The sequence below is a fragment of the Ruficoccus amylovorans genome (genome assembly GCF_014230085.1).
Taxonomy (GTDB): Bacteria; Verrucomicrobiota; Verrucomicrobiia; order Opitutales; family Cerasicoccaceae; genus Ruficoccus; species Ruficoccus amylovorans.
This window is the reverse complement of sequence record NZ_JACHVB010000012.1, coordinates 183,409-197,527: the sequence shown is the minus strand read 5'-3', so window position 1 is coordinate 197,527 and position 14,119 is coordinate 183,409. Positions and strand designations below refer to the sequence as shown.

The window sequence follows — 14,119 nt, the reverse complement described above, 5'->3', positions numbered from 1 at the left end:
TATCAGAGCGGGATGTTGCCGTGTTTCTTCGGCGGGCGTGTGTCACGCTTGCTGAGCGTATTGCGCAGGGCAAGCGAAATCACGGCGCGCGTCTGCTTGGGTTCGATCACGTCGGTGATCATGGCGCACTCGGCGGCCTGGTAGGGAGAGGCGAACTTGTGGCGGTATTCCTCGCGCAGTTCGGCTTCCTTGGCCTTCGGGTCAGCGGCCTCCTTGATCTCGTTGCGGTAGAGCACACCGACAGCGCCCTCGGCACCCATGACCGCGATCTCGGCCGTCGGCCAGGCGAAGACCATGTCCGCGCCCATGTCCGCGCTGCACATGGCCAGATAGGCACCGCCATAGGCTTTGCGCAGGATCAGGGTGATCTTCGGCACAGTGGCCGAGGCGTAGGCGAAGAGCATCTTGGCCCCGTGGCGGATGATGCCCCCACGCTCCTGGGCCAGTCCGGGCATGAAGCCGGGAACATCCACCAGCGTCACGATCGGGATGTTATAAATGTTGCAGGTACGGATGAAACGCGCGCCCTTGTCGGAGGAGTCGATGTCGAGCGTACCGGCCTTGACCGTCGGCTGGTTCGCGATAATCCCGACCACGATCCCCTGGATGCGGGCGAAGCCGACCACGATGTTTTTCGCGAAATCGGGCATGATCTCGAAGAAGCTCTCCTTATCAACCATGCGGTCGATCACGTCCTTGACGTCCATCGGGGTCTTCGAGCTTTCCGGCACGAGTTCGTTCATGCCGGGGTCGTCGCTCAGGTCGATGTCTTCAGTCGGCGCGTGGGGCGGGTCCTGAAGGTTGTTCGAGGGCATGTACGAGAGCAGCTTGCTGGCAAGCTGGAGCGCGTGCTTGTCGTCCTCGGCGATGAGGTGGATGTTGCCGCTGACCGAGGCGTGCGCGTCGGCGGTGGCGAACTGTTCCAGCGTCGAAGATTCACCCGTCGAGGCCTTGATGACCCCGGGGCCGCAGATGAACATGTTCGCGTTGGTCCTCGTCATGATGAGGAAGTCCGTCAGCGCGGGCGAGTAAGCGGCCCCACCGGCACACTGACCGGCGATGATAGCCACCTGCGGCACCACGCCGGAGAGGAACACGTTCTTGAAGAAAACCTGGCCGTAGCCGGAGAGCGAGTCCACGCCTTCCTGGATGCGGGCGCCGCCGGAGTCGTTGATACCGACGACGGGGATGCCCATGTCATGCGCGTAGTCCATCAGGTCCACAATCTTCTTGGCGTGGATACGGCCCAGAGCGCCGCCACCCACGGTGAAGTCCTGGCTGAAGGCAGCTACGGGACGTCCGTCCACATAGCCCACACCGCAGACAACGCCGTCGTAGGGCATGTCCTTGGTTTCCATGCCGAAGTTGTGGCAGGAGTGCTGGGCGTGCTTGCCGAACTCCTGGAAGGTGCCCTTTTCAAAGAAAAGTTCCAGGCGCTCACGGGCGCACAGAAGGCCCTTTTCGTGGCGCTTCTCTATCTTTGCCTTGCCGCCGGCGGCGTCAGCGCGTTCCCGGCGTTTTTTCAGCTCATCGAGCAGTTCTTTTGCGATAGCCATATTGCAAAATGGTTGAAGGGATCAGTCGGTGCGGACCTGCCGCGTTACTTGGGCATGCAGAACTCGGTCAACACGCCGCGGGTGGACTTGGGGTGGAGGAAGGCCACGAGCTTGCCGCCCGCGCCATCCACCGGCACTTCATTAATCAGCCGCACGCCGTTATCGGAAGCCTGCTTGAGCTGGCCTTCGATGTTGTCGGTACGGAAGGCGATGTGGTGGATGCCTTCGCCGTTCTTGGCGATGAACTTCGCGATCGGGCTGTCCTCGCTCATCGGCTCGAGCAACTCGATGTGCACCTGACCGCATTCGAAGAAAGCAGTCCGAACCTTCTGGGAGGCAACCTCTTCGCGATGCTCGCACTTGAGGCCCAGGGCGTTTTCATAGTACGGGATCGCCTCGTCCAGAGAATTTACGGCGATACCAAGGTGGTCGATTTGCTGTAACATGATGCTAAAAGTTGTTAACCGGGATTGGATTTATTGAATAAGTTTTTCTAAAGTCAACCCATTTCGCGATAAACAAATTTTATTTTTCGCATTGACAGTTTTGGGGGTCAGAAGCTTATCTGATCCACCATAATCCTGTGCGGGTTATTAGCAAATTTATTCCCTCAACCAGTTAGTCATGAGCAACACCGATACGACCACCTCGTCCGTCGGCGACCAGAAAGCATTAAACCTGCTCGAAGAGTTCGCACCCGTCGATTACGCCACTTGGAAAGAAGCGGCGGAAAAACTCCTCAAAGGCGCCCCCTTCGACAAGAAGATGCTTACGCCGACGCCGGAAGGCATCACGCTGCAGCCGATTTACCGGCAGGAAGACATGGAGGGCCTTGAGCACCTCGAAAGCTTCCCCGGCGAGTTTAACTTCTCCCGTGGCGCCACGGACGAAGGCTACCTGAAGAACGCCTGGAAAATCGCCCAGGAGCTTCCCTACGGGTTGCCGGAGGAATTTAACGCCGCCGCGCTCAGCGACATGCAGCGCGGTCAGGACGCCCTCAACGTCGCCCTCGACATCGCGGGGCAGACCGGGCGCGATCCGGCCGAGGCCGGTGTCGGCGAAGTCGGTGCCTGCGGCCTGTCCGTCGCCACGCTTGAGGACCTGCAAAAAGCTTTCAAGGACGTCGTGCCCGAAGCGGTCAATATCAACTTCCAGTCCGGCGTCAGCGGCGTGGCCGTCGCCGCCCTGCTGGTGGCCTGGCTGAAGGAACAGGGCAAGGAAGCCAAAAGCCTCAAGGGCGGGCTCAATCTCGACCCGCTCGGCGTGCTCGCCCGTTCCGGCTCGCTGCCGGTTTCGCTCGATGAAGCCTTCGCCGACATGGCCGCGCTCGCCAGCTACTGCAAGGACAACGCGCCGGAGTTCACGCCCGTGGGCGTCTCCACCCTCCCCTACGCCAACGCCGGGGCCAGCGCGGTCGAGGAACTCGCCTGCGCCCTCGCCACCGGGACCGTTTACCTGCGCAAGCTGATGGAAGCCGGCCTCGACATCAACGAGGCGGCCAAGGCCATCCGTTTCGAGTTCACGCTCGGGGCCAACTTCTTCATGGAAGTCTCCAAGCTGCGTGCCGCCCGCATCCTGTGGTCGAAGATCGTCTCCGAGTTCGGCGGCGACCGTCAGGCGGCCCGCATGCAGATCCACGGTCGTACCGGCCTGTGGAACAAGACCGTCCACGACCCTTACGTGAACATGCTGCGCACCACCACCGAAGCCCTCTCGGGCGTCGTCGGCGGCGTGGAGAGCATGCACGTGAGCCCGTTTGACGAGGTGATCGAAACCCCCACCACCTTCTCGCGCCGCATCGCCCGCAACACGCAGATCATCCTTCAGGAAGAATGCGAACTGCGCGCCGTGATCGACCCGGCGGGCGGCTCGTGGTTCATCGAGAACCTGACCGACCAGGTGGCCAAGGGTGCCTGGGGCATTTTCCAGGAGATCGAAAAAGAAGGCTGCATGGTCGCGGCGCTCCAGAGCGGTTCCGTCCAGGCCCGCATCGCCAAGACCAACGCCGGGCGCATCAAGCTGCTGACCCAGCGCCGCGCCAACCTCGTCGGCACCAATCTTTACCCGAACCTGAAGGAAAAGCCGCTGCCGAAGACGACCCCGGACTTCTCCGAGGTCAAGAAGCAGCGCGTCGAGGCCGTCAAGGCCGCCGCCAAGGACGTGGACCTCTCCACCCTGGCCGACCGCGACGATGGCCTGATCGACCGCCTCGCCGCCGCCGCCTCCCAGGGCGCGACCCTCGGGGCCATCTTCAAGGCGCTCCACACCGAGCCCGGCGAAGTCCCCTCCGTCACCGCCCTGCCCTCCGTGCGCGGCGCGCAGATTTTCGAGGAAATGCGCGACGCCGCCGACGCCTACACCCAGGCCAAAGGGCACGGACCAAAGATGTTCCTCACCACGATGGGGCCGCTGCGCAAGCACAAGGCCCGCGCCGACTTCACACGCGGCTTCTTCGAGGTGGGCGGATTCGACATCGTGGCCGCCGACGGCTTCGACAGCGTCGAGGCCGCCGTGGCCGGGGTCAAGGCTTCCGGCTCGGAGTTGACCGTCATCTGCGGCACCGACGACGCCTACGTGGAGTTCGTCCCGGCCTTCTGCAAGGCCCTCAAGGCCGAGGCCCCCGGTATCAAGATCATCCTCGCGGGCGACCCCGGCGAGAATGGCCCCGCCTACACCGAGGCCGGACTGGACGACTTCATCTCCATCCGCTCCAACGTGTACGACATCAACAAGAAGTACCTCGAAGCCATCGGCGTGATGTAAAGCGCGGCACTTTGGCCATTCGCATGAGAGTTGAAGACACAACGAAATTCAGGCATGAAAACACCAGACTTTACCAGCATTGACTATTCACCGGTCACGGAGCCGATCAGCCGTGAACAGTGGGAAAAACGCGTCGCCGAAAAAACCGGCAAGACCGTCGCCCACTGGGTAACGGAGACCATGGAGCAGATCCCGGTCAAGCCGCTCTACACCAAGGAAGACCTCGCGGGCATGGAGCACCTCGGCTACACCGCCGGGCTGCCCCCCTTCCTGCGCGGACCGTACGCGACGATGTACGTCTTTCGCCCCTGGACCATCCGCCAGTACGCCGGGTTCTCCACCGCCGAGGAATCGAACGCCTTCTATCGCCGCAACCTCGCGGCCGGGCAAAAGGGCCTTTCGGTGGCCTTTGACCTGGCCACGCACCGCGGTTACGACTCGGACCACCCGCGCGTGGTCGGTGACGTGGGCAAGGCCGGGGTCGCCATCGACTCCATCCTCGATATGAAGGTCCTCTTCGACAAGATCCCGCTCGACAAGGTCTCGGTCTCGATGACCATGAACGGCGCGGTCATCCCGATCCTGGCCTTCTACATCGTGGCCGCCCTCGAACAGGGCGCGAAGCTCGAAGAACTCGCGGGAACCATTCAGAACGACATTCTGAAGGAGTTCATGGTGCGCAACACCTACATCTACCCGCCCGAGCCCTCGATGCGAATCATTGGCGACATCTTCGCCTACACTTCGCAGAACATGCCCAAGTTCAACAGCATCTCGATCTCCGGCTACCACATGCAGGAGGCGGGTGCCACGGCGGACCTGGAGATGGGCTACACCCTCGCCGACGGCCTGGAGTACCTGCGCACCGGGGTCAAGGCCGGGCTGGACGTGGACGCGTTCGCCCCGCGCCTGTCGTTCTTCTGGGCCATCGGCAAGAACTACTTCATGGAAGTGGCCAAGATGCGCGCCGCCCGCGTGCTCTGGTCGAAGATCGTCAAGCAGTTCAACCCGAAGAGCGAGAAAAGCCTCGCCCTGCGCACGCACTCGCAGACCTCCGGCTGGTCGCTGACCGAGCAGGACCCCTTCAACAACGTCGTGCGCACCTGTGTCGAGGCGATGGCTTCGGCCTGCGGCCACACCCAGAGCCTGCACACGAACGCGCTCGATGAAGCTATCGCCCTGCCGACGGACTTCTCCGCCCGCATCGCGCGTAACACGCAGATCTATCTCCAGGAAGAGACCGGCATCTGCAAGGTGATCGACCCGTGGGGCGGCTCCTACTACGTCGAGGCGCTGACCAACGAGCTGATGAAAAAAGCCTGGGGCCACATCCAGGAGTGCGAAGCCCACGGCGGCATGACCAAGGCCATCGAGGCCGGGCTGCCCAAGCTCCGCATTGAGGAAGCCGCCGCGCGCCGTCAGGCCCGTATCGACTCCTCGCAGGAGACCATCGTCGGCCTCAACAAGTACCGCCTGGACAAGGAAGACCCGCTCGACATCCTCGACATCGACAACACCGCCGTGCGCCTTTCCCAGATCAAGCGTCTGGAAAAGCTCCGCGCCGAGCGCGACGAGTCGGCCTGCCGTGCCATTCTGGAAGAAATCACCCAGGTGGCCGCCGGAGACAAACAGGGCAACCTGCTCGCCCTCGCCGTCGAGGCCGCCAAGGTCCGCGCTTCGCTGGGTGAAATCTCCGACGCCATGGAAAAGCCCTTCGGGCGCTACAAGGCGCAAATCCGCTCGATCTCCGGGGTGTACGCCAAGGAGTTCGGCTCAGACAGCAAGACGATGGAAGAAATCAAGAAGATGATCGCCACCTTCGAGGAGAAGGAAGGCCGCCGCCCGCGTATCATGATCGCCAAGATGGGCCAGGACGGCCACGACCGCGGCGCCAAGGTGGTCTCCACCGCCTACGCCGACATGGGCTTCGACGTGGACATCGGCCCGCTCTTCCAGACCCCCGAGGAAACCGCCCGCCAGGCCGTCGAAAACGACGTTCACCTGATCGGGATGAGTTCGCTGGCCGCCGGTCACAAGACCCTGCTGCCCGCCCTCGCAGCCGAACTCAAGAAGCTCGGTCGTGAGGACATCCTCATCGTCTGTGGCGGCGTCATCCCGGCTCAGGACTACGACTTCCTGCTCTCGAACGGAGCGAGCGCCATCTTCGGGCCGGGGACGATCATCCCCGAGAGCGCCAAGAAGATGCTCGAACTCCTCCTCGAACAGCAGGCCGCCGAAGACTGAGCCGACCGGTCAAGCGATTGATCCGCTCTTAAGTCAAACACAGTTTACAACGGGCGCTCCACTGCGGAGCGCCCGTTTTTTTGTTTAACAGGAAGAGCGGGAAGGACGCAAAGAAAGGCACAAGGAGATGCCAGACGGCATCTCGGATTCTTAAGGCTTCGCCTTAAGCGGGGGTCTGGGGCGAGCAGCCCCAGTCACTTCCCCTCCCCCAAAACAAAAAAAAGCCCGGCATGCAACGCGCCGGGCTTTTTGATAAAAAACGATCAGCGAAGCGACCGCGCTCAGGCAAGTTCCTCAATGGAAACGTTGTGCTCGACGCCTTCGATCTTCAGATTTAGCCGGGTAACGCGGCCGGGGGCGGAAGCATACTCCGCCGGGGCGGTATGGCCCAGATGAACGACGTTGCGCGCCTCGGCAGCGGGAGCCGGTACGGCAGGGGCCACCTGCGCAGCCGGGGCTTGCGGGGCGGGAGCCGCTTTCGGAGCGTAGTGCTTTTCCAACTGCGCCGGGAACATGGCGTAGATCACGCAATGCTCGTCGTCGGAGGGCAGGCCCTTTGCCGTCAGCTCCTTGCGCAGGTCTTCCATGTGTTTGTGGTTCGAGCCGGAGGCTTCGACCGGGCGGCAGGTGATCGGGTCCTTCTGGAACTGCTTGGCGGCGAGGGCCTGGATTTCCTTGTCCACCGGGGCGGGCGTGGTGCCGTAGTAGCCCAGCGCGATGTCCGCGGCCTGTGGAGAAATCTGCTTCCAGCGGCCAAACTTGACGTTGAGGAAGGCCTGCATGCCGACGATCTGCGAGGTCGGGGTGACGAGCGGGATCCAGCCGAGGGCCTTGCGCACGACGGGGATTTCGGCGAAGACTTCCTCGAACTTGTCCTCCATTTTCTGCTCCTTGAGCTGGTTGCGGAAGTTCGAGAGCATGCCGCCGGGCACCTGGTAAATCAACGTGTCGGTATCGACGACTTCGTTCTTGTGGCTGGTGAAGTCGCTCAGCTCGGCGTACACGCGTGTCATGTGCGCGCGGATACGGGCCAGGCGTTCGTCGTTCTCGGTGGACCACTTCGGGCAGCGCGGGTGCTCGGCCAGGAGCGCGAGCATGCGCGAAGTGTCAGGCTGGCCGGTGCCATTGGCAAAAGGAATCACACTCAGGTCGATGGCGTCCACCCCGGCGTCAACCGCCGCCATGTACGCACCCGCGCCAAGGCCGGCAGTGTCATGCGTGTGGAACCAGACGGGGATTTTGACCTTCGACTTGAGCCCGGCGATAATGGCCGCAGCCCGCGCCGGCGGGACGAGCCCGGCCATGTCCTTGAGCACGATGCCGGTCGCCCCCATCGTCTCCAGACGGCAGCCCAACTCGATGAACTTCTCCGTCGTGTGGACGGGGCTGGTGGTGTAGCAAATCGTGCCGTGGGCCTCGGCCCCGGCCTCGCGGGCGGCGCGGATGGCCGTCTCCATGTTGCGCGGGTCGTTGAGCGCGTCGAAGATGCGGAAGATATTCATCCCGTGCTTGGCGGAGAGCTTGATAAAGCTGGCCACCACGTCGTCGGGGAAGTGCGCGTACTGGACGATATTCTGGCCGCGCAGCAACATCATGTGCGGGGTCTTCGGGCAGGCTTTCTTGAGCGCGTCGAGACGGTCGAAGGGGAATTCGTCCAAAAAGCGCAGGCCGGAGTCGATGGTCGCCCCACCCCAGGTTTCGAGGGCACCGAAGCCTATATTGTCCAGGTCTTCGCAGACGGGCAGCATCTGCGAGGTTTTCATGCGGGTGGCGGCCAGCGATTGATGGCCGTCGCGCAGGACAGTGTTGTTGAAAATTACGGGGGCGGTCTCGCTCATAATGCGTTTATAAACGCATTTGCGGGTGACTGACAACTCTTTGCTTCTGCGCGCCAGACTAATTGAAGCAAAAGCCCTCTCCTCGTCCAAAAAAACTGATAATGCCCTGCCCCATTTTGGAATGAAAATACTTAACCACAAAGACACAGAGAGGGAAGATGGGGCCATGCGCTGTGCCCAACAAGAGCATTAAAAAAGGGGAAAGAAGCTGCCCGCGAAGCCACGCGAAGAGGCGCGAAGAAATATTGCTTTTAAAAACTTCGCGTTCCTTCGCGTGGCTCCGCGGGAAATATTTTCCCTCTCTGTGCGCTTTGTGCCCTTTGTGGTTAATCTCTTTTTCTCAAAGATGGCCCGCAGACACAGCGAACCTGAGCAGCAGCTACCGTTCAATAGCTCCGACGACTCAGGCCTTCTTCCCGGCGGTTTTCTTTTTGCGAGCCGGGGTCTTTTTGCTGGCGACCTTCTTCGCTGCCGTTTTCTTCACCGCGCTCTTTTTGACCACAGATTTTTTCGCCGGGCTTTTGCTGACCGGCGTTTTTTTCACCGCGGCCTTTTTGGACACGGCCTTCGTGGCGGTGCTCTTTTTCGCTGTGGTCTTCTTGCTGGCCGACTTCTTTTTACGCACGGGCACGGCCTCCTCCGGGGCGGCGTCGCGGGCGGCCTTGCGGCCAACCTTCTCGGCCTTTTTCTTGTTCTTGAGCAGCTTCTTCAGCTTGGGCCAGAACTCCTGGGCCACGATGTAGCCGATGCAGTTCTTCGAACCGCAGCGGCAGGGGTGATCCATGAAGTGCTGGATGTCGTAGCCGTAGTCGAAGCCGAGTTCGTCCCCGGCCTTGATGTCACGCAGCGCGACGATCCAGATTTCGCCGTCGTAGTTGACCGCCTCGCAGTTCGGGTCACAGGAGTGGTTGACGTACTTGGCCGGGTTGTTCGGGACGTTGCCGTCGAGGTCGAAGCGCTTGTTCAGGTCGAAGATATAGACCAGCCCTTCGCCCTTCGTCCGGGCCGATGCCTCCCATGCGAGGGCGCGACGGGTAGATTCCTTCTTGGAAATCTTCTCGCCGACATACTGGATGATTCGCGTGCCCGACTCGATATCGGCGGCGGCGAACATTCCCTGATTGTGGATGGTGGACTTACGCAGTTCCCACAACTGGCCCTCGTTCTTTTTTGCCATAAAGTGGTCAAGAGTTGTCCCGCTCAGCCCGCAGCGCAAGCTTTCCTTGCAAGATAAAACGCCCCTCCTCGTTCAAGCGACAACAACGCCCCGCAACACAGATTCCGGACGGCACATTTATTCGCAGCGCACCCAGTTGATTTTAAACGCACCGCCGGGTTGGCGTGTCTTTCACTTTCAATAACTCAGCTCGGCTGGAAGATAAACAGCGCATGAAAGCTCTCCCACAAAAACCACCCCACCCCATAGGCCAAGGCCAGCGCCAGTACCGTGCGTATCCAGTGCTTGCGCAACTGCGAGGGCGTGTACTTGCCGGAGCCTTCGCGCGTAAACGCCGTGTATGTGAACCGCCGGAAACGCGACGGCGGACGCCGACGCCCCGACAGCCGCTGACGCGAAGAGCGCTGCTGCCGTCGATGGTAAAGCCAGAGATAAAACCTGCGGATCACAAGAGCGGGATTATCGGCCCGCTTTGCGCAAATGCAACCCCGACCTGCGCCCATGACCGAACATTATAGGCGGTACCTGCCGCACTGGGCACGGATGACACCGCCCATGCAGTTTCTCTATGAGTTGGCGGTCCACCCGGCTATCGATTCAGCCGCTCCCGGAATCAGCTTGCCAGCGAGGCGGGCAGGGATTGCGATAGGCACGCTATGGGAAAAGTGAGCACCCGCCACATCCGCCAACTCAAGGGCAAGCGCCCTGTCGTCTGCGTGACCGCCTACGACAGTATCATCGCCGGGCTCGCCTCCGAGGCCGGGATCGACCTGATCCTCGTCGGTGACTCCATGGGCACGACCCATCTGGGCTTCGACACCACCGTGCCCGTGACCGTCCCCATGATGCTTCAGGCCACCGCCTCCGTCGTCCGCGCCAAGCCCGACGCCCTCGTGGTGGCGGACATCCCCTTTGCCATCATCCGCCGCAGCCCGGACTTTGTGCTGGAGACCTGCGCGCGCTTCATGCAGGAGGCCGGGGCCGACGCCGTGAAGATCGAGGGCGGCGAGGATGTCGCCCCGACCATTGCCCTGCTGACCGCTTCCGGCATCCCCGTGCTCGGCCATATCGGCCTGCTCCCGCAACAGGTTTACCAACTCGGCGGCTACCGCAAGTTCGGCAAGACCGAAGCCGAAAAGGAGCAGCTCATCCGCGACGCGCAGGCGCTGGAAAAAGCAGGCGCCTTCGCCATGGTGGGCGAAATGATCGCCCCCGAGGCCGCCGCTGCCGTCAGTGCCGCCACCGGCGTCCCCCTCATCGGGATCGGCTGCGGGGTGGACTGCGACGGCCAGGTGCTCGTCTATACCGATCTGCTCGGGCTCACGCCGGGCTATGTCCCGGCCTTCGCCAAGCAATACGCCAACCTGCGCGAAACCGTCAGAAACGCCTTTTCCACCTACGCCGAAGAAGTCCGCGAAAGGAAATTTCCCTCATGAACATTGCCGTCCTCGGAGCCGGTGCCTGGGGCACCGGCATGGCCCTTCACCTGTCCCGGCTGGGGCATCGCGTCACCCTCTGCCCGCGCCGCATGGAGCACGCGCTGGAGTTGGCCAGCGCACGCGAGAACCGCGACTACCTGCCGGGCTTCACCTGGGGGCCGGACATGCAGATCGGCTGCGAGTTCAAGCCCGCCGTGATGGAGGCCGAGATGATCGTCCTGGCCTGCCCGATCCGCGGCTTGCGCGAGTTTTGTCAGGAGCTGGCCGCCGCTCGCGAGTCCGCCTGGCAGGCGAAGATGGTCGTGACCCTGTGCAAGGGCGTCGAAATGCGCTCCCTGCACGCGCCGAGCGAAATTGTTTCCGAGCTGGTGCCCGGCATCGCGGTGGGCGCTCTCTCCGGCCCCTCCAATGCGGCGGAAGTCGCCGCCGGAAGTCCGACCGCCGTCGTCCTTGCCAGCGAGGCCGGGGAGGAGCTGACCGCCCGCATGCAGGAGGCGCTCAACGGCGGTTCGCTGCGCGTGTATCGTTCCGCCGACCTGCGCGGCGTCGAACTGGGGGGCGCGTTGAAAAACATTTACGCCATCGGCGCGGGCCTGTGCGACGGACTCCGACTCGGCGACAACGCCAAAGCCGCCCTGCTCACCCGTTCCCTGCACGAAATGGCGAGGCTCGGTATCGCCCTCGGAGGTCAGGCCGAAACCTTTTACGGGCTCAGCGGCGTGGGCGACCTCATGGCCACGAGCTTCGGCGCGTGGAGCCGCAACCGGGGCTTCGGCGAAGCCGTTGGCAAGGGCCAGCGCGTGGCCGACCTGCTCGACCACCGCAAGACCGTGGTCGAGGGCTACGACGCCACCGACGGCTATTTCCGGATCGTGAAAAAGTGCGGCGCGCGCACACCTATCCTTGATCAAATCCACGCCATCCTGTATCAAGGAGTCGAACCCCGGCAGGCGCTGGGTGTCCTGCTCTCGCGCAGCCTGAAACCCGAACACTCCTGATGGACAACAAAGCCTTTCCCCGCTTCCTCATCGTCGAGCATCATGACGAGGGGCGGGTGACGGTGCTGGTCCACCACCTCGGCCAACCACGGCTGATGGTCGAGTTCGAACCGCGCCTCGACGCCGAGGGCAAAGTCACCGGCGGCACCCTCAAACGCGTCTGCGCCGAAAACGCCTGGTGCGGCGGCTACGGGCAGTATTCGCGGCTCGTCGGCCAGGCCGAGAAATTTTTCCACCGCTCCCTCGAATCCGACATCCCCCCGAACCGCCTCCAGTGGTAATGCCCCCAAATTTAGTGCAAGCACTTGGCTAACGGCACACTAGTTCCACTGTTTACGGGAGCAGCCCCACAGGACGAGGGCAACCCCGACCGCGCCTTGCAGGGCGAGCACGGCAACGGCCTGTCCCGGCGAGGCCACCCACTGGGCGTTGTTCTCGCGGAAGGCGTCCCAGAAGCGCGTGTCGAGCATCGAGCTCAGGTACCCGGCCCAGCCCCAGTAGCTGTTGATAAACGGGCGGCAGACCCAGACCAGCGAATCCGGCAGGGCCAGCACCACCCCCGAGAGTGGGAGTTGGAATCCCACCAAGTAGATTGACAGCAGGCTGGCTTTCTCCGCCGACTTAAAGAGTGCCGAGAACCCGAGGCAGACCAGCGTCATCGAACCGCACACGAGCATGAGCACCGCAAACTGCGTCAACCACGGCCCCGGAAAGCGGCAGATTACTTTGACGAAAAACGTCATCCACGCCCCCTGGAAAAACGCGATCAGGAGCACGAAGGTAATTTTCGCCAGCGCGTAGGGGATGACCCCGAGCCCGCTCAGGCGCTCCTTTTCGTAGAGCGTGCGCTCGGCGGCGATTTCGCGCGCGCCGTTGTTCGAGCCCATCAGGGTGAGCAGGATGACCTGAAACATGATCAGCCCCGTCACCAGCGAGGTCGTCTCCATCGCGTTAATTTTAAAGGCGATATTTTGGCGCATCTCCTCGATGAAGCTGACCGAACGCTCCAGCGCCATGCCCTGAATCTGCGGCAATCCGTCGAGCGCGAAAATCACCACCAGACAGGGAAAGCCGAACGTGATCGCGAGCGTCAACCAGAGGTAACCGCTGTCGCGGAAAAACAGCGTAAAGCGCCGCCGCAGGAGCGTCAGGTACTGCCCCACTCCGCCCGGACGCCGTGCCGGGGCCGGAATGTTGGCGGTTGAAAAAGCGGGCTGAGGGCTGTTTTCAGGGGTCGGGGCGGCGTCTGCGGCGGTGTTTGCCGCGCTCCATTTGTCTTGCCAGTGGGAGAGCTCCTCGGCGTTGAGACGGTCGTAGAGATGGAGCGCGTCGGGAATTTCAAAAAACGCGCACAGTTCTTCCAGCGTCCCCTGAAAAACCACGTCCCCTTCGTACACGACCGTGATCCGGTCGAAACAATCGAGCTTGGCCAGGTTGTGGATGATGCACAGAAAGGTCTTCCCCCGCTCCCGGCAGAGCCGTCGCATGAGCGCGAGGATCTGGTCCTCCGAGAGCGGGTCCAGCCCCGAGGTCACCTCGTCGCAGATCAGGCAGGGCGGGTCGAGGGTCAACTCCAGCCCCAGGCCGATCCGCCGCAATTGTCCGCCGGAGAGCGATTCGATGCGCTTGCTGCGGTGCTCGGCCAGCCCGATGACGGTCAAAATCGTCTCCAGCCGCCGCGACCGCTCGCCCGGATCGCTGACGCACAACTCCAGCGCGTAGCGCAACGACTCCTCCACCGTCAGCTTTGGCTGGGCGATGCTGAACTGCGGCGCGAACCCAACCCGCCCGACCAAATCTTCCGGGCAGGTGATTCTTTCGCCGCCGCAGAAGGCCTCCCCTTGCGCCGGAAGGATGCCAAGAACCGCCTTCATCAGCGTCGTCTTGCCACAACCGGAGGGGCCGATAACGGCATTCATGCCGCCGGGCAGGAAATCCGCCGTCGCCCCGCGCAGGAGTGTGGTCTTGCCATCGGGAGTCGTGACGGTGAGCGCGCGGCAGTGAATCATCGCAATGAGTGTGTAAGCCTGCCCCCCGGCCTTGGCAAATATGGATTTACTCACACGGAGGCACAAAGGCACGGAGGGTGGTATTGAGAAAATGA

11 protein-coding genes are annotated in these 14,119 nt (G+C 62.4%); 5 read left to right on the top strand and 6 right to left on the bottom strand.

The window, feature by feature from the left end; all coding sequences use genetic code 11:
• Positions 1-2: 2 nt before the first annotated feature.
• Both H5P28_RS01865 and mce read right to left on the bottom strand, forming a co-directional pair.
• Positions 3-1,556, bottom strand: coding sequence for an acyl-CoA carboxylase subunit beta (locus H5P28_RS01865; protein WP_185673999.1), 1,554 nt, complete (start codon positions 1,554-1,556; stop codon positions 3-5).
• Positions 1,557-1,600: 44 nt separating this feature from the next.
• Positions 1,601-2,002: a methylmalonyl-CoA epimerase gene (gene mce, locus H5P28_RS01860; RefSeq protein WP_221773331.1), complete on the bottom strand. Its 402-nt coding sequence runs from the start codon at positions 2,000-2,002 to the stop codon at positions 1,601-1,603.
• Between the two features lie 178 nt (positions 2,003-2,180).
• Here mce and H5P28_RS01855 point away from each other — a divergent pair, with 178 nt between their 5' ends.
• Together H5P28_RS01855 and scpA are read left to right on the top strand one after the other, a co-directional pair.
• Positions 2,181-4,319 (top strand): methylmalonyl-CoA mutase family protein, encoded by a 2,139-nt coding sequence (locus H5P28_RS01855; RefSeq protein WP_185673998.1) that lies wholly within the window; start codon positions 2,181-2,183, stop codon positions 4,317-4,319.
• A 54-nt stretch (positions 4,320-4,373) separates the two neighbouring features.
• Positions 4,374-6,563 (top strand): methylmalonyl-CoA mutase, encoded by a 2,190-nt coding sequence (gene scpA / locus H5P28_RS01850; RefSeq protein ID WP_185673997.1) that lies wholly within the window; start codon positions 4,374-4,376, stop codon positions 6,561-6,563.
• 281 nt (positions 6,564-6,844) lie between these two features.
• Here scpA and H5P28_RS01845 read toward each other — a convergent pair whose 3' ends face one another.
• From H5P28_RS01845 to H5P28_RS01835, 3 genes are all read right to left on the bottom strand, one after another.
• Complete coding sequence (locus tag H5P28_RS01845; protein ID WP_185673996.1) at positions 6,845-8,401, bottom strand: pyruvate carboxylase subunit B; 1,557 nt, start codon at positions 8,399-8,401, stop codon at positions 6,845-6,847.
• 403 nt (positions 8,402-8,804) lie between these two features.
• The gene (locus H5P28_RS01840; protein ID WP_185673995.1) at positions 8,805-9,578 is read right to left on the bottom strand and encodes an SET domain-containing protein; all 774 of its coding nucleotides are present in this window, start codon (positions 9,576-9,578) and stop codon (positions 8,805-8,807) included.
• Between the two features lie 185 nt (positions 9,579-9,763).
• Entirely contained in the window at positions 9,764-10,027 is a 264-nt protein-coding gene (locus H5P28_RS01835) for a hypothetical protein (RefSeq protein WP_185673994.1), read from the bottom strand.
• A gap of 207 nt (positions 10,028-10,234) precedes the next feature.
• Between H5P28_RS01835 and panB the strand changes: the two genes are divergently transcribed.
• The 3 genes from panB to H5P28_RS01820 are packed head-to-tail and all read left to right on the top strand — an operon-like array spanning position 10,235 to position 12,296.
• Positions 10,235-11,014: a 3-methyl-2-oxobutanoate hydroxymethyltransferase gene (panB, locus tag H5P28_RS01830; protein ID WP_185673993.1), complete on the top strand. Its 780-nt coding sequence runs from the start codon at positions 10,235-10,237 to the stop codon at positions 11,012-11,014.
• The gene (locus H5P28_RS01825) at positions 11,011-12,015 is read left to right on the top strand and encodes an NAD(P)H-dependent glycerol-3-phosphate dehydrogenase (protein ID WP_185673992.1); all 1,005 of its coding nucleotides are present in this window, start codon (positions 11,011-11,013) and stop codon (positions 12,013-12,015) included. The genes panB and H5P28_RS01825 overlap by 4 nt, the downstream gene beginning before the upstream one ends.
• Entirely contained in the window at positions 12,015-12,296 is a 282-nt protein-coding gene (locus H5P28_RS01820; protein ID WP_185673991.1) for a hypothetical protein, read from the top strand. Before H5P28_RS01825 ends, H5P28_RS01820 begins: the two co-directional genes overlap by 1 nt.
• Before the next feature lie 39 nt (positions 12,297-12,335).
• Here H5P28_RS01820 and H5P28_RS01815 read toward each other — a convergent pair whose 3' ends face one another.
• Complete coding sequence (locus H5P28_RS01815; RefSeq protein ID WP_343075462.1) at positions 12,336-14,078, bottom strand: ATP-binding cassette domain-containing protein; 1,743 nt, start codon at positions 14,076-14,078, stop codon at positions 12,336-12,338.
• Positions 14,079-14,119 lie beyond the last annotated feature (41 nt).